This window comes from Roseivivax halodurans JCM 10272, from assembly GCF_000521785.1.
Classification (GTDB): Bacteria; Pseudomonadota; Alphaproteobacteria; order Rhodobacterales; family Rhodobacteraceae; genus Roseivivax; species Roseivivax halodurans.
Map to the genome: position 1 here is coordinate 1 of NZ_JALZ01000013.1, position 19,692 is coordinate 19,692.

The window sequence follows — 19,692 nt, forward strand, 5'->3', positions numbered from 1 at the left end:
GGGCCGGGGCCTGAAAGGTCCCGTCCGATCGCCGACATGTGGGTGCGCCTCCGGGCGCACCCGTCTCTTTACAGGGTTCGATGAAGGGGCCGGGTGGTCCGGTCTCTTCCTCTCAACCCTCACCGCAAGCCGATGAAGGCAAGACAATGCAAAGCCAGAACATTCGCATCCGGCTGAAGGCGTTCGACTACCGCGTGCTGGACTCCAGCACGCAGGAGATCGTCAACACCGCAAAGCGGACCGGCGCGGACGTGCGCGGGCCCATCCCGCTGCCGAACAAGATCGAGCGGTTCACCGTTCTCCGCGGTCCGCACGTCAACAAGAAGTCGCGCGACCAGTGGGAGATCCGGACCCACAAGCGTCTTCTCGACATCATCGACCCGACCCCGCAGACCGTGGACGCGCTCATGAAGCTCGACCTCGCCGCCGGCGTCGACGTCGAAATCAAGGTGTAAGGAGGGCAACCAGTTATGCGCTCTGGAATCATCGCCAAGAAGGTCGGCATGACGCGGATCTTCCAGGAGGACGGGAAACAGGTTCCCGTGACCGTCCTTCAACTCGACAAGCTGCAGGTCGTGGCGCAGCGCACCGTGGATTCGCATGGCTATTCGGCCGTGCAACTCGGCTGTGGCGCGATCAAGCCCAAGAACGTCTCGAAGCCGATGCGTGGCCACTTCGCCATCGCCAAGGTCGAGCCCAAGCGCAAGGTCGCGGAATTCCGCGTCGCGCCGGAGAACATGATCGACGTCGGTGAGGAGATCACCGCGGATCATTACTTCGCGGGCCAGTTCGTGGACGTCTGCGGCACCTCGATCGGTAAAGGCTTTGCCGGCGGCATGAAGCGGCACAACTTCCGGGGTCTCGAAGCGACCCACGGCGTGTCGATCTCGCACCGCTCGCACGGCTCCACCGGCCAGTGCCAGGACCCCGGCAAGGTGTTCAAGGGCAAGAAGATGGCCGGCCACATGGGCGCCGTCCGCGTGACCACGCAGAACCTCCAGGTCGTGAAGACGGACGCGGATCGCGGCCTGATCATGATCAAGGGTGCCGTTCCCGGCGCCAAGGGCGGCTGGGTCACCATCAAGGACGCGGTCAAGAAGCCTGCGCCCGAAGGCATCATCCTGCCCGCCGCGCTGAAATCCGCCGCGGACGAAGCCAAGCGTGCCGCCGAGGAAGCTGCAAAGCAGGCCGAGGAAGAGGCACGTCAGGCCGAAGAGGCGCGCCTCGCCGAGGAAGCGGCTCAGCAGGAAGAAGCCCTGAAGGAAGCCGAGGCTGAAATCGCCGAAGAGTCGGCCGACACCGACAATTCGGACGCCGAGAAGAAGGACGGTCAGGCATGAAACTCGACGTGATCAAACTGGACGGCGGCAGCGCCGGGTCGGTGGATCTCGCGGACGAGATCTACGATCTCGAGCCGCGCGCCGACATCCTGCACCGCGTCGTGCGCTGGCAGCGCAACAAGGCGATGCAGGGCACACACTCGACGCTGGGCCGGTCCGAGACCAGCTACTCGACCAAGAAGATCTACCGCCAGAAGGGCACCGGCGGCGCACGCCACGGTGACCGCAATGCGCCGATCTTCCGCAAGGGTGGCATCTACAAGGGCCCGAAGCCGCGGAGCCACGCGCACGACCTTCCCAAGAAGGTGCGCCGGCTCGGCCTCATGCACGCGCTCAGCGCCAAGGCGCGCGAGGGCAACCTCGTCGTGATCGACAGCGCGGAGACCGACGGCAAGACCAAGACGCTCGCGAAGGCCATCAAGGATCTCGGCTGGAAGCGGACGCTGGTCATCGACGGTGCAGAGGTCAACGGCGACTTCGCCCGCGCCGCGGCGAACATCGACGGTCTGGATGTCCTGCCGTCGATGGGCGCGAACGTCTACGACATCCTCAAGCGTGACACCCTGGTGATCACGAAGGCGGGGATCGAAGCTCTGGAGGCCCGGCTGAAATGAGCGCGAAGGCTGAACATTACGACGTGATCCGCAAGCCGGTCATCACCGAGAAGTCGACCATGGCGTCCGAGCACAACGGCGTCGTGTTCGAGGTGGCGATCGACGCGAACAAGCCGCAGATCAAGGAAGCGGTCGAGGCTCTGTTCGGTGTGAAGGTGAAGGCGGTCAACACGCTGATCGCCAAGGGCAAGGTGAAGCGTTTCCGCGGCCAGAAGGGCCGCCGCGCGGACACCAAGAAGGCCTATGTGACGCTCGTCGAGGGCAACACCATCGACGTGACCACCGGCCTCTGATCCGGCCCGGATCGAGACCCTGAAGGGCCCCCGCCCACGGTGGGGGCCTTTCGTTTTTCCGGGCTCCGGAGCAGGCGCAGATCCGCACTGGACGCGGGCCTGCCTCTGCGTTAGAAGCCCGCAGATCACGCGGCTCCGGATTCGCTCCGGGGCCGCGTGGTCATTTACCACCGGGCACCTACGGGGGCCTACATCCGAAGGCCGGGCCTCGCGCCGCGGCCGACCACATAGGCGGACGCCCCGACCGGGGGCGGGTCGCTGCTGACAACGGAAGACAGAAAGCATGGCACTCAAGTCGTACAAGCCGACGACGCCGGGCCAGCGCGGGCTGGTGCTGATCGACCGTTCGGAGCTGTATAAGGGACGTCCCGTCAAGAGCCTCACCGAGGGTCTGACGAAGAAGGGCGGCCGGAACAACACCGGACGGATCACGATGCGCCGCCGCGGCGGAGGGGCAAAGCGCCTCTACCGGATCGTGGACTTCAAGCGGAACAAGTTCGACGTCCAGGGCACCGTCGCCCGGATCGAATACGACCCCAACCGCACGGCCTTCATCGCACTGATCCAGTACGATGACGGCGAGCAGGCCTACATCCTCGCCCCCCAGCGCCTCGCCATCGGCGACCGCGTGATCTCGGGCAAGAAGGCCGACATCAAGCCGGGCAACGCGATGCCGTTCTCCGGCATGCCGATCGGTACGATCGTGCACAACATCGAGCTGAAGCCCGGCAAGGGCGGTCAGATCGCACGCGCTGCAGGCACCTATGCCCAGTTCGTCGGCCGCGACGGCGGCTACGCGCAGGTCCGCCTGTCCTCGGGCGAGCTGCGGATGGTCCGCCAGGAATGCATGGCGACCGTCGGTGCTGTGTCGAACCCCGACAACAGCAACCAGAACTTCGGCAAGGCCGGCCGCATGCGCCATCTCGGCAAGCGTCCGCATGTCCGCGGCGTCGTGATGAACCCGATCGACCACCCGCATGGTGGTGGTGAGGGCCGGACCTCGGGTGGCCGCCACCCGGTGACGCCGTGGGGCAAGCCCACCAAGGGTCACCGCACGCGGAACACCAACAAGGGCTCGCAAAAGCTCATCATTCGCTCGCGTCACGCTCGGAAGAAGGGTCGCTAAACCATGACACGTTCCGTCTGGAAGGGTCCGTTCGTCGACGCCTACGTCCTGAAGAAGGCCGAGGCAGCGCGCGAATCGGGCCGCAATGAAGTCATCAAGATCTGGTCGCGTCGCTCGACCATCCTGCCGCAATTCGTCGGCCTCACCTTCGGCGTCTACAACGGCCACAAGCATGTGCCCGTGAACGTCTCCGAGGACATGATCGGCCAGAAGTTCGGTGAATACTCGCCCACCCGCACCTATTACGGGCACTCGGCGGACAAGAAAGCGAAGAGGAAATAAGCCATGGGCAAGGATAAGAATCCCCGCCGCGTGGCGGACAACGAGGCGATGGCCAAGCTGCGCATGCTGCGCACCAGCCCGCAGAAGCTGAACCTCGTCGCTGCCCTCATTCGCGGCAAGAAGGTGGATCGCGCGCTGAACGATCTGACCTTCTCGAAGAAGCGCATCTCCGATGACGTGAAGAAGTGCCTTCAGTCCGCCATCGCCAATGCCGAGAACAACCACGGTCTGGACGTCGACGAGCTGATCGTCGCAGAGGCCTATGTCGGCAAGAACCTGGTGATGAAGCGCGGACGTCCGCGGGCGCGTGGCCGGTTCGGCAAGATCCTGAAGCCGTTCTCGGAAATCACCATTCTGGTGCGTCAGGTCGAGGAGCAAGCCTAATGGGTAACAAAGTCAATCCGATCGGCATGCGCCTCCAGGTCAACCGCACCTGGGACAGCCGCTGGTACGCCGACACCAAGGACTACGGCAACCTGCTGCTCGAGGATCTCAAGATCCGCGAGTTCATTCACAAGGAATGCAAGCAGGCCGGCATCGCGCGCGTGATCATCGAGCGCCCGCACAAGAAGTGCCGTGTCACGATCCATGCCGCCCGCCCGGGCGTCATCATCGGCAAGAAGGGCGCGGACATCGAGACGCTGCGCAAGAAGGTCGGCAGCATGACTGCGTCCGAGCTTCACCTCAACATCGTCGAGGTGCGCAAGCCCGAGCTCGACGCCACGCTCGTGGGCGAGAACATCGCCCAGCAGCTCGAGCGTCGTGTCTCGTTCCGCCGTGCGATGAAGCGCGCGGTGCAGAACGCGATGCGCATGGGCGCCCAGGGCATCCGTGTGAACCTCGCCGGCCGCCTCGGCGGCGCCGAGATCGCGCGGACCGAGTGGTACCGCGAGGGCCGTGTGCCGCTGCACACGCTGCGCGCCGATATCGACCACGCGTCGATCGAGGCCGCGACGCCCTACGGCATCATCGGGATCAAGGTCTGGATCTTCAAAGGCGAGATCATGGAGCACGATCCCCAGGCTCGCGACCGCAAGAGCCAGGAAATCCAGGACGGACCGGCGCCTCGCGGCGCAGGCGGCCGTCGCTGAGGAGGGCTGAGACATGCTTCAACCCAAGCGTACGAAGTACCGCAAGCAGCAGAAGGGCCGCATCAAGGGCGAAGCCAAAGGCGGCTCGTCCCTGAACTTCGGCTCCTTCGGCCTGAAGGCGACCCAGCCGGAGCGGATCACCGCCCGCCAGATCGAGGCGGCCCGCCGGACCATGACGCGTCACATGAAGCGTCAGGGCCGTGTCTGGATCCGCATCTTCCCGGACGTGCCCGTGTCGGCCAAGCCGATCGAGGTCCGGATGGGTAAAGGTAAGGGTTCGGTCGACCGCTGGGCCTGCAAGGTCAAGCCGGGCCGCGTGATGTTCGAGATCGACGGCGTCAGCGACGAGGTCGCGCGCGAAGCGCTCCGCCTCGCGTCGATGAAGCTGCCGATCAAGACCCGCATCGTGGTCCGCGAAGACTGGTAAGATCGCCGGGGATGCGCCGCATCCCCCGCCAAGACCCAAGGCTTCCGGTGGCGACACCGGGAGCCTTTTTCATGGGGGGCAATCATGACGACCTTCACGGTGATGTTCGAAGGCTCCGGCTTCGCGCTCGAGGCGCCCGAGGGCCTCGCCCGGGGCTTTTTCGTCACCGTCACGCTCGATGCGCCGGATGCCGAGACCGCCGAGGCGCGAGCCCGGCGCGATGTCTACCGGGCGTGGACGGCAGGCGGCTACGACAAGGCGGCGGGCGGCGTCATGCCGGACCTCGCGGTGGACGATCTGCGCCGCGTCGGCCCGCTGCGCGCTCTCTTCACCCGGAAGGGCACGGGAGGGTTCGTCCTCTTCCCCGAGGAGTAAACCCGTTCCGTTCGGCGCGGCCCTGCGATAGTCAGGCGCTGACCCCATCCCTCCGAGAGTTTCCCATGGCCGACATCCGCTCCCTCTTCGCCACCCGCCTCTACCGCGCCCGGCTGGACGCGTTTCAGCCAGAGGTCGATGCGCGCGAGCTCGAGGCCTCGTGCCTCTCGATCGCCGAGGACGACGAGGCCGGGCAGGATTGGTGCGAGCGCGAGGGCTATCCGGGCTACACCTCCTACGCCTCGCTCACGGACCTGCCGTGGCGCTTCCCGATCTTCGCCGATCTGGTAAAGGCGCTCGACAAGCACGTGATGGCCTTCGCCGAGGACGTTCAGTTCGATCTCGGCGACAAGGGCCTCGTGCTCGAGGACGTCTGGATCAACGTCCTGCCCGAGGGCGGCAGCCACGGCAGCCACATCCACCCCCATTCGGTCATCTCCGGCACGACCTATGTCGCGATGCCCGACGGCACCTCCGCGCTCAAGCTCGAGGATCCGCGCCTGCCGATGATGATGGCCGCGCCGACCCGCACGAAGGAATGCCGCGAGGAGCTGAAGAACTTCGTCTACGTCGCGCCCGAAATCGGTGACGTGCTTCTCTGGGAATCCTGGCTGCGCCACGAGGTGCCGATGAACATGGCCGAGGACGACCGCATCTCGGTCAGCTTCAACTACAAATGGGAATGAGCCTGCCGACGAAATAGGCAGTCGCGCCCTGCCTTGCCCGCCATTGCGGCAGGCGATCACGATTTTCATGATCCCGCATTTGCCGTTTCGTAACGAATTCCCGATCTCGTAGCCTTCCGTGGCGTAAAAGCCATCGCGAAACACGCGGGGGAGTTACAATGACCGGCACATCACTCATGCGGAGGGCCGCCGCGCTGGTCCTCATGGCCGCACCGCTGCCGGCGGCGGCGCAGAACATCGAATGGATCGGCACCGTGCCGCTCGTCGAGGAGGCGCGCGAGGGGTTCGAGCTGCGCCTGCGCACCGACAGGGCGGACGACAAGCTCGGGCAGGCGGGCGTCATGCGGGGGATCTGCAACCACTTCCTCCCGGCCGCCGTTCCGCTCGTCAGGGAACGCACCGTGGTGACGAAGCCCGAATTCGTCGCGCTGACCATCGTCACCCGCAGCTGGGAGATGGTGCTCGGCGCCGGCGGAAGGTGGCAGGCGACCTACGACATCGAGGATCTGAGCTGCGGTCGCGAGCAGTCGGCAAGCGCCCGCTGGTCCGGCGATCCGATGTTCCTGACCCGCTAGACGCCCCGAGCCGCAGCGTCTACGGCATATCCGTGCCGCGCCACCCGCGCGCGGCCGATCAGGGCTTGCGTGACGATCCGATATCGGTTACCCGGCCACCTCATCCACGGACTCCACCGGAATCAGGGTGACCCTGCGCCTTCGGCAGGCAGGGGCCCTCCGGTGATGTTGAAGAAAGGGGCGACATGAACGCCAGCGATCTCCGTGACAAGACCCCGGACCAGCTCCGGGACCAGCTTGTCCAGCTCAAGAAAGAGGCCTTCAACCTCCGCTTCCAGCAGGCCACCGGCCAGCTGGAGAACACCGCGCGCATGAAGCTCGTGCGCCGCGATGTGGCGAAGGTGAAGACCATCCTGAACGAAAAGGCGGCCTCGGCCGCCGCGACGACCGAGTAAGGGGACACAGAGTATGCCCAAGCGTATCCTGCAAGGCACCGTGACCTCGACCGCCAACGCCCAGACGGTGACGGTTTCGGTCGAGCGCCGCTTCAAGCACCCGGTGCTTCAGAAGACGATCAAGAAGTCCAAGAAGTACCGCGCCCATGACGAAGGCGAGGCGGCTACGGTCGGCCAGTCCGTCATGATCCGCGAATGCGCGCCCAAGTCCAAGACCAAGCGGTGGGAAGTCATGACCCCCGAGATGATCGAGGAACAGAAGGCGCACCACGCCGAACTCGCCCGCCTCGATCGCGAGCGCGCCGAGGCGCAGAAGGCGGAAACCGCCGAGTAAACCGGATTTCGGGCCCCGCGGGGCCCGGTCATATCAGTCGAAACCCCGGAGAGTTAACCAGAACAGCTCCGGAAGGTCGGGAGAAACCACATGATCCAGATGCAGACCAATCTGGATGTCGCTGACAATTCCGGAGCCCGGAAAGTTCAGTGCATCAAGGTCCTGGGTGGCTCCAAGCGTAAATACGCCTCCGTGGGCGACATCATTGTCGTCTCGGTGAAGGAAGCCATTCCGCGCGGCCGCGTGAAGAAGGGCGATGTCCGCAAGGCCGTCGTCGTGCGCACCGCCAAGGAAGTGCGTCGTGACGATGGCACCGCCATCCGCTTCGACCGCAACGCCGCCGTGATCCTCAACAACAGCAACGAGCCCGTCGGCACCCGTATCTTCGGGCCCGTCGTGCGTGAGCTGCGTGCGAAGAACTTCATGAAGATCATCTCGCTCGCTCCGGAGGTGCTCTGATGGCTGCGAAACTTCGTAAAGGCGACAAGGTCGTCGTCCTTGCCGGCAAGGACAAGGGCAAGGAAGGCACGATCAGTGCCGTCATGCCGAAGGACGGCAAGGCCGTCGTCGACGGCATCAACATGGCCGTGCGTCACCAGCGCCAGACCCAGTCGAACCAGGGCGGCCGCCAGCCGAAGGCTGTGCCGATCGACCTGTCGAACCTCGCGCTCGTCGACAAGAACGGCAAGGCGACCCGCGTCGGCTTCCGCATGGACGGCGACAAGAAGGTCCGTTTTGCCAAGACCACGGGGGATGCGATCGATGCTTGATGAGGCGACCTACACCCCGCGCCTGCGCCAGCAGTTCCGCGAGGAAATCCGTGCCAAGCTCAAGGAAGAGTTCGGCTACACGAACGACATGCAGATCCCCCGGCTCGACAAGATCGTGCTGAACATCGGCTGCGGTGCCGAGGCGGTCCGCGACTCCAAGAAGGCCAAGTCGGCCCAGGAGGACCTGACCAAGATCGCAGGTCAGCACGCCGTCGTGACCAAGGCGAAGAAGTCGATCGCCGGCTTCCGCGTCCGCGAGGAAATGCCGCTCGGCGCGAAGGTGACCCTGCGCGGCGACCGGATGTACGAATTCCTCGACCGGCTGATCACCATCGCCATGCCGCGCATCCGGGACTTCCGGGGCGTCAAGCCGTCCTTCGACGGTCAGGGCAACTTCGCGATGGGCATCAAGGAGCACATCGTCTTCCCCGAGATCGACTTCGACAAGGTCGACGAGGTCTGGGGCATGGACGTCATCATCGCCACCACGGCGGGGACTGACGCCGAGGGCAAGGCGCTCCTGAAGCACTTCAACATGCCGTTCACGAGCTGAAGGGAACCTAGGACATGGCTAAGAAATCCATGGTCGAACGTCAGAGAAAGCGTGAGCGGCTCGTTGCACAATACGCAGCCAAGCGCGCGTCTCTGAAAGAGATCGCAAACGACGAAACCAAACCGATGGAAGAGCGGTTCAAGGCACGCCTGCAGCTCGCAGAACTGCCCCGCAATTCCTCGCCGACGCGGCTCAACAACCGCTGCCAGCTGACCGGGCGTCCGCACGCCTATTACCGCAAGCTGAAAATCAGCCGGATCATGCTGCGCAACCTCGGCAACAAGGGCCTGCTTCCCGGCATGGTCAAGTCGAGCTGGTAAGGAGGGCATGATATGAACGATCCTATCGGCGACATGATCACCCGCATCCGCAACGGCGCCATGCGCGGCAAGTCCACCGTCCGTACCCCGGGCTCCAAGCTTCGTGCCTGGGTTCTCGATGTGCTGGCGGACGAGGGCTATATCCGCGGTTACGAGAAGACGACCGACGAGCGCGGCCACCCGCAGTTCGAGATCTCGCTCAAGTACTACGAGGGAGAGCCGGTCATCCGCGAGCTCAAGCGCGTCTCGCGCCCGGGCCGCCGCGTCTATCTCGGTGTCGACACCATCCCGCAGGTTCGCCAGGGCCTGGGCATCTCGATCGTCTCCACGTCCAAGGGCGTCATGAGCGATCACACTGCCCGTGCCCAGAACGTCGGCGGCGAAGTGCTCTGCACGGTATTCTAAGGAGGCCTGAACATGTCTCGTATTGGTAAAAGACCGGTCGAGCTGCCCTCGGGTGTCTCCGCATCCGTGTCGGGCCAGACCGTCGAGGTCAAAGGCCCCAAGGGCACCAAGACCTTTCACGCGACCGACGACGTCACCATCACGGTCGAGGACGACAAGATCAGCGTGACGCCGCGCGGCAATTCCAAGCGCGCGCGTCAGCAGTGGGGCATGACCCGCACGATCGTCGCCAACCTCGTCCACGGGGTCCAGAACACCTTCAAGAAGGAGCTGGAGATTCAGGGCGTGGGTTACCGGGCGCAGGTTCAGGGCAACATCCTGAAGCTGAACCTCGGCCTGTCGCACGACGTCGACTTCCCCATTCCGGAAGGTGTCACCGTCACGGCAACCAAGCCGACCGAGCTCGTCGTGGAAGGCCACGACTACCAGCAGGTCGGCCAGGTGGCGGCGAACATTCGCGACTGGCGGCGTCCCGAGCCCTACAAGGGCAAGGGCATCCGCTATAAGGGCGAATACATCTTCCAGAAGGAAGGCAAGAAGAAGTAAGGACGGCGAACATGGCTTACAGCAAGAGAGTGCAGTTCCTGAAGCGCCGTCTGCGCGTCCGGAACAAGCTGCGCGCGGTGAACGAGGGGCGGATGCGCCTCTCCGTGCACCGGTCGAACAAGAACCTGCACGTGCAGCTCATCGACGACGTGAACGGTCACACCGTCGCGGCGGCCTCCACGCTCGAGAAGGATCTCGGCGTGGTCGGCAAGAACTCCGTGGAAGCGGCGCAGAAGATCGGCGCGGCGATTGCGGAGCGCGCCAAGAAGGCGGGCGTCGAAGAGGCGTATTTCGACCGCGGTGGGTTCCTCTACCACGGTCGCGTCAAGGCCGTGGCGGATGCCGCGCGCGAGGCGGGCCTCAAGATCTGATATCGGCGCGGCGGGGCATGTCCCCGCCGCCCGTTTTCATGCGCAGGCGGCCTCCGCGCCGCCTCGATGACCGGGGAGCCGCACGCGGCTCACTTCGGTTGGACGATTTGGCGCCCGAGGCGCTGACAGAAAGGAATGCCTGATGGCAGAACGTGACAACAGACGGGGCGGCCGCCGCGACCGCGACGAGGCCCCCGAATTCGCCGATCGCCTGGTTGCGATCAACCGCGTCTCGAAGACCGTGAAGGGTGGTAAGCGCTTCGGCTTCGCCGCGCTCGTGGTCGTGGGCGACCAGAAGGGCCGCGTCGGCTTCGGCAAGGGCAAGGCGAAAGAGGTCCCCGAGGCGATCCGCAAGGCGACCGAGCAGGCGAAGCGCAAGATGATCCGCGTGCCGCTGCGCGAAGGCCGCACGCTGCACCACGACATCGAGGGCCGCCATGGTGCGGGCCGCGTCGTGATGCGGACCGCATCGCAAGGTACCGGGATCATCGCCGGTGGTCCGATGCGCGCCGTTTTCGAGATGCTCGGCGTCCATGACGTCGTGGCGAAGTCGAACGGCTCGCAGAACCCCTACAACATGATCCGCGCCACGCTCGAAGGCCTGACGCGCCAGCAGTCGCCGCGCCACGTCGCGCAGCGTCGCGGCAAGAAGGTCTCGGACATCCTGCCCAAGCGCGAAGAGAACAACCCGCAGGCGGAAGGCGATCACGTCCGCGTGTCGGAGGAGGCGTAACCCATGGCCAAGACCATCGTCGTCAAGCAGATCGGCTCGCCGATCCGCCGCCCCGCCATCCAGCGCCAGACGCTGGTCGGGCTGGGCCTGAACAAGATGCACAAGACCCGCGTGCTCGAGGACACCCCCTCGGTCCGCGGCATGATCCGCAAGATCCCGCACCTCGTCGAGATCGTCGAAGAGCGCGACTAAAGGTCTGACGCCGGCCCGTCCGGCAGGACAAAAGAAACGCCCCCCGGCCGCCGGCTGGGGGGCGTTTTTCGTTGCGGGGCAGGGGGACCACCGTCAGATCGAGACGGTGATCTTCCCGAAATGCGCGCCGCTCTCCTCGTGGCGGAAGGCATCTGCCAGATCGGCCAGCGGGAAACTGCGGTCGAGGATCGGCCGCAGGCCCGTCGTCTCCATCGCGCGCACCATGTCCTTCTGGTGGCTCCGGCTGCCGACGATGAGCCCCTGCAGCTTCTGGTGCTTGGCCATCAGCTTGGCCGTCGGGATCTCGCCCGCACGGCCCGTCAGCACGCCGATCAGCGCCATGTGCCCGCCGATCCGGCAGGCCTCGATCGATTGCGACAGCGTCGCGGGGCCGCCCACTTCGATGACGTGATCGACGCCGCGCCCGCCGGTCTCGCGGGCGATCTCGGCGCCCCAGGCCTCGGTCTCGCGGTAGTTCACCACCGCCGCCGCGCCCATGTCGCGCAGCCGCTCGGCCTTCTCGCCCGAAGACGTGGTGGCAAAGACGCGCGCGCCCATCGCCCGGGCGATCTGCAGCGCGTAGATCGACACGCCCCCGGTGCCGAGCACCAGCACGTCGTCGCCGGCCTTGAGCCCACCATCGACCACCAGCGCGCGCCACGCCGTCAGGCCCGCCGTGGTGATGGTTGCGGCCTCCTCGTGGGACCAGCCGTCGGGGGAGCGCGTGAACGAGGTCGCCGGAGCCACCACGATCTCGCGGGCGAAGCCGTCGATGCCGTCGCCCGGCGTCGTGGTGAAATCCGCGACGGGCGGCGGCCCGTCATGCCAGCCGGGGAAGAAGGTCGAGACGACCGAATCCCCTGGCGCGAATTCGGTCACGCCATCGCCCACCGCCTCGACCTCGCCGGCGCCGTCCGACATCGGGATGCGGCCGTCCTCGCTCGGCATGGCGCCCGAGACGACGCCGTAATCGTGGAAGTTCAGCGACGAGGCGCGGAGGCGCACCCGGATCTCGCCGGGGCCGGGCTGGCCGGGATCGTCCATCTCCGACAGGGCCAGTTTGTCCAGGCCGCCGGGTTTGGCGAGTGTCATCGCCTGCATGATATCTCTCCGTGTCCGCTTTGGGTTGGAGAGGCACGTAACGACAAAAGCCAAGGGTTCAATGCGGGATGCCGCAATGACAGGGGGCGCGCCGCTCGTCGCGGGCGCGCCCCTCATTGGTCAAAGTCGGGTCCGGATCAGGCCGCGCGGCGTGGCCGCGAGCGGCGCGGACGACGACTGGCGGGCTTGCCGCCACCGCCATTTCCGCCGCCACCGCCGCCGCGGCGTTTCTGCGGGGCGCCGCCGCCGCGCGGTGCGGCCCAGGGCTCGCCTCCGCCGACGGGAATGGCCTTGCCCATCACCTTCTCGATGTCGCGCAGCTCGCCCATTTCGGCGGGCGCGCAGAACGCGATCGCGGCGCCGTCACGGCCCGCGCGCGCCGTCCGGCCGATCCGGTGCACGTAATTGTCCGGCACGTTCGGCAGGTCGAAGTTGTAGACGTGGCGCACCTCTGGCACGTCGATGCCGCGCGCGGCGACGTCCGTCGCCACCAGCACCCGCAGGTTGCCGGTGCGGAAGCCCTTGAGCGCCCGGTCGCGCTGACCCTGGCTCTTGTTGCCGTGGATCGACGCCGCGGAGAAGCCCGCCTTGTCCAGCGTCTTCATCAGCCGCTCCGCCCCGTGCTTGGTGCGGGCGAAGACCAGCGCGCTCTCGTCACGATGCTTGTCCAGCATGTCGATCAGCAGTCCGGTCTTGTCGGTCTGCTCGACGAAATGGACGCTCTGGTCGATCTTGTCGGCCGGCTTGCCCGGAGGCGCCGTCTCGATCCGCACCGGGTTGTCGAGATAGGAATTGGCGATCTCGGTCATCAGCTTGGGCATCGTCGCCGAGAACAGCATCGTCTGCCGCTCTTCGGGAAGCCGCGGCAGGATCTTCCGCAGCGCGTGGATGAAGCCCATGTCGAGCATCTGGTCCGCCTCGTCGAGCACGAGATAGCCGGTAAGGTCGAGCCGCACCGCCTTGCGCTCCAGAAGGTCGATCAGCCGGCCCGGGGTCGCGACGAGGATGTCGACGCCCTTCGCGAGGCGCTGCTCCTGACGGTTCAGGGACGCACCGCCCACGACGAGCTCGCAGCGCACCTGCGTGCCGGCCGCATAGGCGCGGAGGTTGTCGAGGATCTGCCCGGCCAGTTCTCGCGTCGGGGCGAGAACGAGCCCGCGCGCCGATTTCGGCGCCGGACGACCCTCCATCCGCAGGATCGCGGACAGAAGGGGAAGGCCGAAGGCGGCCGTCTTGCCGGTGCCGGTCTGGGCGAGGCCCATCACGTCGCGGCCGTTCATGGCCTCGGGAATGGCCTTGGTCTGGATCGGCGTAGGTTCGTTGATGCCCAGATCGGTGAGGTTCTGGGCGAGGCGGGGCGGCAGCCCCAGCATGTCAAAATCCAAAGGATCGTCCTGTCATGTCGCAGGCGCACCGCAGGCGCCGACGAAAATAAAGAGGCGCTGCCCGTGAAGGGGCAGAGCGGTCGCGTTCGGGTTCGCCTGCCGCAGATCGGCGCGCGAACGCGCCGGAGCAGGCATCGGACCCCCGCGTGAATTGGGAACCATGGAGGATGTTCGCGCTGCGCCCGGGACGTCTCGTCCCCTCATGCGGGCGGCACCTGCTCACGCGGCAGGTCTGGCGCTTGTCTGGCACTTAGGGACTGCGCGCCGACATGTCAATCTCCGACGCTCCCCGGCCTTGATCCCGCAGCCCGTGCCGTCTATACGCCTCCGGCGGTCCCATCCGGGGGCCGCGACTCACTCACGTCAAGCCGTGGTCGGCCCGCTTCCGTCGCTCGGGGGCCGCATCCGGCAAGGAGAAGCGACAATGAAACTTCATGAACTGCGCGACAACGACGGCGCGAACAAGAAGGCCAAGCGCATCGGCCGTGGCCCGGGTTCGGGCAAGGGCAAGATGGGCGGCCGTGGTATCAAGGGTCAGAAATCCCGCTCGGGCGTTGCGATCAACGGCTACGAGGGTGGCCAGATGCCGCTCTACCAGCGTCTGCCGAAGCGTGGCTTCAACAAGCCGAACCGCAAGAGCTACGCGGTCGTCAACCTCGGCATGATCGACAAGTTCGTGCTCGCGGGCAAGATCGACGCAGGCCAGCCGGTCACCGAAGAGGTGCTGGTTGCTTCCGGCCTCGTCCGCCGCAAGCTCGACGGCGTGCGCGTCCTCGCGAAGGGCGAGCTCAGCAAGGCGGTGAACCTCGAAGTCACCGGCGCCTCCAAATCCGCGGTCGATGCCGTGGAAAAGGCGGGCGGGTCGCTGAAGCTCACGGGCGCTCAAGCGTCCGAATAAGGAGTTGTGGGCGGCGGCGCCGCCCTTTACATCTCCGGCAAGGTTTCTGGGCGCCGCCCCGAGCAGGACAAGGCTCGCGGGCGGCGTTCGTCTGAAAGAGAAGGGCGCTTCATGGCATCCGCAGTCGAACAGATGGCCGCCAACACGAGCTGGGCGGCTCTGGGCAAGGCCACCGACCTCCGCAACCGCATCCTCTACACGCTGGCTCTGCTGTGCATCTTCCGGCTCGGCACGTTCATTCCCGTTCCGGGGATCGACGGCGTCGCGCTGCGGGACTTCATGGAAGGCGCCCAGGCGGGGATCGGCGGCATCCTGACGATGTTCACCGGCGGCGCCCTCGGGCGCATGGGCATCTTCGCCCTCGGGATCATGCCCTACATCTCGGCCTCGATCATCGTGCAGCTGCTGACCTCGATGGTCCCCTCGCTCGAACAGCTCAAGAAAGAGGGCGAGCAGGGCCGCAAGAAGATCAACCAGTACACCCGCTACGGCACAGTGCTGCTCGCGGTCTTCCAGGCCTACGGGCTTGCGATGTCGCTCGAGGCGGGCGATCTCGCGCACGATCCGGGCTGGTACTTCCGCGCCTCGACCGTGATCACCATCGTCGGCGGCACCATGTTCCTGATGTGGCTGGGCGAGCAGATCACCCAGCGCGGCATCGGCAACGGCATTTCGCTCATCATCTTCGTCGGCATCATCGCCGAGGTGCCCGCAGCGCTGGCGCAGTTCTTCGCCTCCGGCCGGTCCGGCGCGATCAGCCCCGCCGTCATCATCGGTGTCGTCCTCTTCATGGTCGCGACGATCATGTTCGTGGTCTTCATGGAGCGGGCGCTGCGCAAAATCACCATCCAGTATCCGCGCCGCCAGGTCGGGATGAAGATGACAGAGGCGCAGAACAGCCACCTGCCGGTCAAGGTGAACCCCGCGGGCGTGATCCCGGCGATCTTCGCCTCGTCGCTGCTGCTGCTGCCGACGACGATCTCGACCTTCTCGGGCGAGAGCACGGGCCCGGTCATGTCGACCATCATGGCCTATTTCGGCCCGGGCCAGCCGCTCTACCTGCTGTTCTTCGCCGCGATGATCGTGTTCTTCGCCTATTTCTACACCTTCAACGTCTCCTTCAAACCGGACGACGTGGCAGAGAACCTCAAGAACCAGAACGGCTTCGTGCCGGGGATCCGCCCGGGCAAGCGCACCTCCGAATATCTCGAATACGTGGTCAACCGCGTGCTCGTGCTCGGCTCGGGCTATCTCGCGCTCGTCTGCCTGATGCCCGAGATCCTGAGAAACCAGTTCGCCATCCCGTTCTACTTCGGCGGCACCTCGGTGCTCATCGTGGTGAGCGTGACCATGGACACGATCCAGCAGGTCCAGAGCCATCTGCTGGCGCATCAATACGAAGGCCTGATCCAGAAGTCGCAGCTGCGCGGCAAGGGCAAGGGCCGCAAGAAGGGGGGACCGGCTCGCCGATGAACATCATACTGCTTGGACCGCCGGGGGCCGGAAAGGGCACCCAGGCGCGCCATCTCGAAGAGGCGCGCGGCATGACCCAGCTCTCCACGGGCGACATGCTGCGCGAGGCCAAGGACAGCGGCACCGAGATGGGCGAGATCGTCGCCGACGTCATGGCCCGCGGAGAGCTCGTCACCGACGAGATCGTCATCGGGCTCATCCGCGAGAAGCTCGAGGGCGAGAAGACCGAGGGCTTCATCTTCGACGGCTTCCCGCGCACCCTCGCGCAGGCCGATGCGCTCGCCGCCCTCCTCGAGGAGGAAGGCCAGAGTCTCGACGCGGTCGTCGAGATGCGCGTCGACGACGCCGCCTTGGTGGAGCGGATCACCGCCCGGTCGACCTGCGCCAGTTGCGGCGAGGTCTACAATGACATCACCAAGCCGATCCCGCAGGACGGCAAGTGCGAATCGTGTGGCGGGACCGAGTTCAAGCGCCGCTCGGACGACAACGAGGAGAGCCTCAAGCAGCGCCTCCTCGAATACTACAAGAAGACGTCCCCGCTGATCGGCTATTACTACGCCAAGGGTCAGCTCACCTCGATCGACGGCCTCGGCGAGATCGACGAGGTCAAGGCGCGTATCGCGGGCGTTCTCGACGCCTGAGAGGCTGAAGTTCCGGCTGACCCCACGGCAGCCGGAACTTCTCCGCCGGAGCTCCGTTTCCGGGCCTTGACCCGTCACCTGATTCCGATTACCCACCGCCATCTCCACAGGAGAATCGCGTTTGCCGCGCTCACCGAACACGCGGCAGATCACCTGATCGACCTACGGTCCGAGGGCGCGTGCCCAAGGGCCATATGTTGTGAAAAAAGGTTCTGGAGCTACGGAACCGCAACGAGAGGAATATCGACTTGGCACGTATTGCCGGCGTCAACATCCCCACCGCGAAGCGCGTCCCGGTCGCGCTGACCTACATCCACGGTATCGGACCGTCTGCCGCGAAGGACATCTGCGCGGCCGTCAACATCGACGAATCCCGCCGTGTGAACGAGCTGAGCGACGCAGAAGTCGTCGCGATGCGCGAGCACATCGACGCGAACTTCACCGTCGAGGGCGACCTGCGCCGCGAGCGCCAGGTCAACATCAAGCGCCTGATGGATCTCGGCTGCTACCGCGGCCTGCGCCATCGCCGCAATCTCCCGGTGCGCGGACAGCGTACCCACACCAATGCCCGCACCCGCAAAGGCCCCGCAAAGGCCATCGCAGGCAAGAAGAAGTAAGGGAGAGACAGGCAAATGGCACGTGATCCCCGTCGCGGAGGCAAGCGCAAGGTCTCCAAGAACATCGCAGCTGGCGTCGCGCATGTGAACTCCAGCTTCAACAACACCAAGATCCTGATCTCGGACGTGCAGGGCAACGCCATCTCGTGGTCGTCTGCCGGCACCATGGGCTTCAAGGGCTCGCGGAAGTCCACGCCCTACGCCGCTCAGCTCGCCGCAGAAGACGCGGGCAAGAAGGCGCAGGAGCACGGCATGAAGACCCTCGAGGTCGAAGTGCAGGGCCCCGGCTCGGGCCGCGAATCGGCGCTCCGCGCGCTGGCCGCGGTCGGCTTCAACATCACGGCCATCCGTGACGTGACCCCGATCGCCCACAACGGCTGCCGCCCGCCCAAGCGTCGCCGCGTCTGATCGATCTTTGGTTTCGGCCGGGCCCGCGCATTCCGCGTGGGCCCGGCCTTGCCGCTTTAACCTCGGGCGTCTCCGGTCTTTAGGACATGGGACCGGGACAGGAATGGAGGTCTTACATGATCCATAAGAACTGGGCCGAACTCATCAAGCCCACGCAGCTCGAGATCAAGCCGGGCAACGATCCGACGCGTCTCGCGACCTGCGTCGCCGAACCGCTCGAGCGGGGCTTCGGCCTGACGCTCGGCAACGCGCTGCGCCGCGTTCTGCTGTCCTCGCTCCAAGGCGCCGCGATCACATCCGTCCAGATCGACAACGTCCTGCACGAGTTCTCCTCGGTCGCAGGCGTGCGCGAGGACGTGACCGACATCGTCCTGAACCTCAAGGGTGTGTCGCTGCGGATGGAAGTCGAGGGGCCAAAGCGCCTGTCGATCTCCGCCAAGGGCCCGGGCGTCGTCACCGCCGGTGACATCTCCGAGAGCAACGGCATCGAGGTCCTCAACAAGGACCACGTGATCTGCCACCTCGACGAGGGCGCCGACGTGTTCATGGAGCTCACCGTGAACACCGGTAAGGGCTACGTCTCGGCTGACAAGAACAAGCCCGAGGACGCGCCCATCGGCATGATCCCGATCGACGCGATCTACTCGCCGGTCAAGAAGGTCGCCTACGACGTGCAGCCGACCCGCGAGGGCCAGGTGCTCGATTACGACAAGCTGACCCTCAAGGTCGAGACCAACGGCGCGGTCACGCCCGAGGACGCGGTCGCCTACGCGGCCCGCATCCTTCAGGACCAGCTGTCGATCTTCGTCAACTTCGACGAGCCGGAGAGCGCGAGAAGCGACGACGGCGACGACGGCCTCGAGTTCAACCCGCTCCTTCTCAAGAAGGTGGACGAGCTCGAACTGTCGGTCCGCTCGGCGAACTGCCTCAAGAACGACAACATCGTCTATATCGGCGATCTCATCCAGAAGACCGAAGCCGAGATGCTCCGCACCCCGAACTTCGGCCGCAAGTCGCTGAACGAGATCAAAGAAGTCCTCTCGGGCATGGGTCTGCACCTCGGCATGGATGTCGAGGACTGGCCGCCCGACAACATCGAGGACCTCTCGAAGAAGATGGAAGACACGTTCTGATGTCTTTCGGGGGCGGCAATGCCCGCCCCCGCACGATGGGCCAAAGCGCCCCAAGGTGAGCGGTCGCGCAACGCAAGCGGCCGCCGGACAAAGCAAAACACGACTTTAGGAGACGAGACCAATGCGTCACGGACACGGTTACCGCAAACTCAACCGCACCCACGAGCACCGCAAGGCGCTGTGGGCGAACATGGCCGGCTCGCTGATCGAGCACGAGCAGATCAAGACCACGCTGCCCAAGGCGAAGGAGCTTCGCCGCGTGATCGAGAAGCTCGTCACCCTCGGCAAGCGCGGCGATCTGCACGCGCGTCGCCAGGCGGCCGCGCAGCTCAAGCAGGACATCCACGTCGCCAAGCTCTTCGACGTCATCGGCCCTCGCTACGCCGAGCGTTCGGGCGGCTACGTGCGCGTCCTCAAGGCCGGCTTCCGCTACGGCGACATGGCACCCATGGCGATCATCGAATTCGTCGAGCGCGACGTCGATGCCAAGGGCAAGGCCGACCGCGAGCGCGTCGAGGCCGAGGAATCCGCCGAAGGCTGATCCCCCTCACGCATCGCAGACCTTGCGCCCCGCAGCCCCGCTGCGGGGCGTTTTTCGTCTCTAGGGA

32 protein-coding genes are annotated in these 19,692 nt (G+C 65.6%); 30 read left to right on the forward strand and 2 right to left on the reverse strand.

All coding sequences use genetic code 11. The features are described from left to right. The first annotated feature begins 146 nt into the window (after positions 1 to 146). The 23 genes from rpsJ to rpmD all read left to right on the forward strand — a co-directional run bounded on the left by rpsJ (position 147) and on the right by rpmD (position 11,428). Entirely contained in the window at positions 147 to 455 is a 309-nt protein-coding gene (rpsJ, locus tag OCH239_RS12635; protein WP_037263226.1) for a 30S ribosomal protein S10, read from the forward strand. A 15-nt stretch (positions 456 to 470) separates the two neighbouring features. Continuing rightward, on the forward strand, positions 471 to 1,340 hold the full coding sequence (gene rplC / locus OCH239_RS12640) for a 50S ribosomal protein L3 (protein ID WP_037263229.1): 870 nt from the start codon (positions 471 to 473) through the stop codon (positions 1,338 to 1,340). Beyond that, entirely contained in the window at positions 1,337 to 1,954 is a 618-nt protein-coding gene (gene rplD, locus OCH239_RS12645) for a 50S ribosomal protein L4 (protein WP_037263231.1), read from the forward strand. Before rplC ends, rplD begins: the two co-directional genes overlap by 4 nt. Continuing rightward, positions 1,951 to 2,247: a 50S ribosomal protein L23 gene (locus OCH239_RS12650; protein WP_037263233.1), complete on the forward strand. Its 297-nt coding sequence runs from the start codon at positions 1,951 to 1,953 to the stop codon at positions 2,245 to 2,247. Before rplD ends, OCH239_RS12650 begins: the two co-directional genes overlap by 4 nt. 283 nt (positions 2,248 to 2,530) lie before the next feature. Continuing rightward, positions 2,531 to 3,373, forward strand: coding sequence for a 50S ribosomal protein L2 (rplB, locus tag OCH239_RS12655; protein ID WP_037263236.1), 843 nt, complete (start codon positions 2,531 to 2,533; stop codon positions 3,371 to 3,373). Between the two features lie 3 nt (positions 3,374 to 3,376). Then, positions 3,377 to 3,655, forward strand: a complete 279-nt coding sequence (gene rpsS / locus OCH239_RS12660; protein WP_037263239.1) for a 30S ribosomal protein S19 — start codon at positions 3,377 to 3,379, stop codon at positions 3,653 to 3,655. Between the two features lie 3 nt (positions 3,656 to 3,658). After that, on the forward strand, positions 3,659 to 4,039 hold the full coding sequence (rplV, locus tag OCH239_RS12665; protein ID WP_037263242.1) for a 50S ribosomal protein L22: 381 nt from the start codon (positions 3,659 to 3,661) through the stop codon (positions 4,037 to 4,039). Then, positions 4,039 to 4,746 (forward strand): 30S ribosomal protein S3, encoded by a 708-nt coding sequence (gene rpsC, locus OCH239_RS12670; RefSeq protein WP_037263245.1) that lies wholly within the window; start codon positions 4,039 to 4,041, stop codon positions 4,744 to 4,746. The genes rplV and rpsC overlap by 1 nt, the downstream gene beginning before the upstream one ends. A 13-nt stretch (positions 4,747 to 4,759) precedes the next feature. Beyond that, the gene (gene rplP / locus OCH239_RS12675; RefSeq protein WP_037263248.1) at positions 4,760 to 5,173 is read left to right on the forward strand and encodes a 50S ribosomal protein L16; all 414 of its coding nucleotides are present in this window, start codon (positions 4,760 to 4,762) and stop codon (positions 5,171 to 5,173) included. An 84-nt stretch (positions 5,174 to 5,257) separates the two neighbouring features. Beyond that, complete coding sequence (locus OCH239_RS12680; RefSeq protein WP_037263250.1) at positions 5,258 to 5,548, forward strand: hypothetical protein; 291 nt, start codon at positions 5,258 to 5,260, stop codon at positions 5,546 to 5,548. Between the two features lie 65 nt (positions 5,549 to 5,613). Continuing rightward, positions 5,614 to 6,234 carry a TIGR02466 family protein gene (locus OCH239_RS12685; RefSeq protein ID WP_037263253.1) on the forward strand — a complete coding sequence of 207 codons (621 nt, stop codon included), beginning with the start codon at positions 5,614 to 5,616 and terminating at the stop codon, positions 6,232 to 6,234. 158 nt (positions 6,235 to 6,392) lie between these two features. After that, on the forward strand, positions 6,393 to 6,809 hold the full coding sequence (locus OCH239_RS12690) for a hypothetical protein (protein ID WP_157577868.1): 417 nt from the start codon (positions 6,393 to 6,395) through the stop codon (positions 6,807 to 6,809). Positions 6,810 to 6,994: 185 nt separating this feature from the next. Beyond that, on the forward strand, positions 6,995 to 7,204 hold the full coding sequence (rpmC, locus tag OCH239_RS12695) for a 50S ribosomal protein L29 (protein WP_037263259.1): 210 nt from the start codon (positions 6,995 to 6,997) through the stop codon (positions 7,202 to 7,204). 13 nt (positions 7,205 to 7,217) lie between these two features. Further along, positions 7,218 to 7,538: a 30S ribosomal protein S17 gene (gene rpsQ / locus OCH239_RS12700; protein ID WP_037263261.1), complete on the forward strand. Its 321-nt coding sequence runs from the start codon at positions 7,218 to 7,220 to the stop codon at positions 7,536 to 7,538. A 90-nt stretch (positions 7,539 to 7,628) separates the two neighbouring features. After that, positions 7,629 to 7,997 (forward strand): 50S ribosomal protein L14, encoded by a 369-nt coding sequence (gene rplN, locus OCH239_RS12705; RefSeq protein WP_037263264.1) that lies wholly within the window; start codon positions 7,629 to 7,631, stop codon positions 7,995 to 7,997. Further along, positions 7,997 to 8,308 carry a 50S ribosomal protein L24 gene (gene rplX, locus OCH239_RS12710; protein WP_037263266.1) on the forward strand — a complete coding sequence of 104 codons (312 nt, stop codon included), beginning with the start codon at positions 7,997 to 7,999 and terminating at the stop codon, positions 8,306 to 8,308. Before rplN ends, rplX begins: the two co-directional genes overlap by 1 nt. Further along, a complete protein-coding gene (gene rplE, locus OCH239_RS12715; protein WP_037263269.1) occupies positions 8,301 to 8,861 on the forward strand; it encodes a 50S ribosomal protein L5 in 561 nt (186 codons plus the stop codon). The genes rplX and rplE overlap by 8 nt, the downstream gene beginning before the upstream one ends. A 14-nt stretch (positions 8,862 to 8,875) precedes the next feature. Next, positions 8,876 to 9,181: a 30S ribosomal protein S14 gene (gene rpsN, locus OCH239_RS12720; RefSeq protein WP_037263271.1), complete on the forward strand. Its 306-nt coding sequence runs from the start codon at positions 8,876 to 8,878 to the stop codon at positions 9,179 to 9,181. Between the two features lie 12 nt (positions 9,182 to 9,193). Next, positions 9,194 to 9,586 (forward strand): 30S ribosomal protein S8, encoded by a 393-nt coding sequence (gene rpsH / locus OCH239_RS12725; RefSeq protein ID WP_037263273.1) that lies wholly within the window; start codon positions 9,194 to 9,196, stop codon positions 9,584 to 9,586. A 12-nt stretch (positions 9,587 to 9,598) separates the two neighbouring features. Beyond that, positions 9,599 to 10,132 carry a 50S ribosomal protein L6 gene (gene rplF, locus OCH239_RS12730; protein WP_037263275.1) on the forward strand — a complete coding sequence of 178 codons (534 nt, stop codon included), beginning with the start codon at positions 9,599 to 9,601 and terminating at the stop codon, positions 10,130 to 10,132. A gap of 11 nt (positions 10,133 to 10,143) precedes the next feature. Continuing rightward, on the forward strand, positions 10,144 to 10,503 hold the full coding sequence (rplR, locus tag OCH239_RS12735) for a 50S ribosomal protein L18 (protein WP_037263278.1): 360 nt from the start codon (positions 10,144 to 10,146) through the stop codon (positions 10,501 to 10,503). A 142-nt stretch (positions 10,504 to 10,645) separates the two neighbouring features. After that, entirely contained in the window at positions 10,646 to 11,236 is a 591-nt protein-coding gene (rpsE, locus tag OCH239_RS12740) for a 30S ribosomal protein S5 (protein ID WP_037263280.1), read from the forward strand. Between the two features lie 3 nt (positions 11,237 to 11,239). Continuing rightward, positions 11,240 to 11,428 carry a 50S ribosomal protein L30 gene (gene rpmD, locus OCH239_RS12745; protein WP_037263281.1) on the forward strand — a complete coding sequence of 63 codons (189 nt, stop codon included), beginning with the start codon at positions 11,240 to 11,242 and terminating at the stop codon, positions 11,426 to 11,428. A 93-nt stretch (positions 11,429 to 11,521) separates the two neighbouring features. Here the strand turns inward: rpmD and OCH239_RS12750 are convergent, their stop codons facing one another. Both OCH239_RS12750 and OCH239_RS12755 read right to left on the reverse strand, forming a co-directional pair. Next, the gene (locus tag OCH239_RS12750; RefSeq protein WP_037263284.1) at positions 11,522 to 12,529 is read right to left on the reverse strand and encodes a zinc-dependent alcohol dehydrogenase family protein; all 1,008 of its coding nucleotides are present in this window, start codon (positions 12,527 to 12,529) and stop codon (positions 11,522 to 11,524) included. Positions 12,530 to 12,666: 137 nt separating this feature from the next. Then, a complete protein-coding gene (locus OCH239_RS12755; RefSeq protein WP_244430354.1) occupies positions 12,667 to 13,914 on the reverse strand; it encodes a DEAD/DEAH box helicase in 1,248 nt (415 codons plus the stop codon). A gap of 424 nt (positions 13,915 to 14,338) precedes the next feature. Here OCH239_RS12755 and rplO point away from each other — a divergent pair, with 424 nt between their 5' ends. The 7 genes from rplO to rplQ all read left to right on the forward strand — a co-directional run bounded on the left by rplO (position 14,339) and on the right by rplQ (position 19,625). Further along, a complete protein-coding gene (gene rplO, locus OCH239_RS12760) occupies positions 14,339 to 14,812 on the forward strand; it encodes a 50S ribosomal protein L15 (RefSeq protein ID WP_037263286.1) in 474 nt (157 codons plus the stop codon). A gap of 111 nt (positions 14,813 to 14,923) precedes the next feature. Then, positions 14,924 to 16,285 (forward strand): preprotein translocase subunit SecY, encoded by a 1,362-nt coding sequence (secY, locus tag OCH239_RS12765; RefSeq protein WP_037263288.1) that lies wholly within the window; start codon positions 14,924 to 14,926, stop codon positions 16,283 to 16,285. Continuing rightward, positions 16,282 to 16,926: an adenylate kinase gene (locus OCH239_RS12770; RefSeq protein WP_037263290.1), complete on the forward strand. Its 645-nt coding sequence runs from the start codon at positions 16,282 to 16,284 to the stop codon at positions 16,924 to 16,926. The genes secY and OCH239_RS12770 overlap by 4 nt, the downstream gene beginning before the upstream one ends. 248 nt (positions 16,927 to 17,174) lie before the next feature. Further along, on the forward strand, positions 17,175 to 17,543 hold the full coding sequence (rpsM, locus tag OCH239_RS12775; RefSeq protein ID WP_037263291.1) for a 30S ribosomal protein S13: 369 nt from the start codon (positions 17,175 to 17,177) through the stop codon (positions 17,541 to 17,543). A 15-nt stretch (positions 17,544 to 17,558) separates the two neighbouring features. After that, positions 17,559 to 17,951: a 30S ribosomal protein S11 gene (gene rpsK, locus OCH239_RS12780; protein WP_037263294.1), complete on the forward strand. Its 393-nt coding sequence runs from the start codon at positions 17,559 to 17,561 to the stop codon at positions 17,949 to 17,951. Between the two features lie 116 nt (positions 17,952 to 18,067). After that, entirely contained in the window at positions 18,068 to 19,084 is a 1,017-nt protein-coding gene (locus OCH239_RS12785) for a DNA-directed RNA polymerase subunit alpha (protein WP_037263296.1), read from the forward strand. A gap of 121 nt (positions 19,085 to 19,205) precedes the next feature. Beyond that, on the forward strand, positions 19,206 to 19,625 hold the full coding sequence (rplQ, locus tag OCH239_RS12790) for a 50S ribosomal protein L17 (RefSeq protein WP_037263298.1): 420 nt from the start codon (positions 19,206 to 19,208) through the stop codon (positions 19,623 to 19,625). The last annotated feature ends 67 nt before the right edge of the window (positions 19,626 to 19,692 follow it).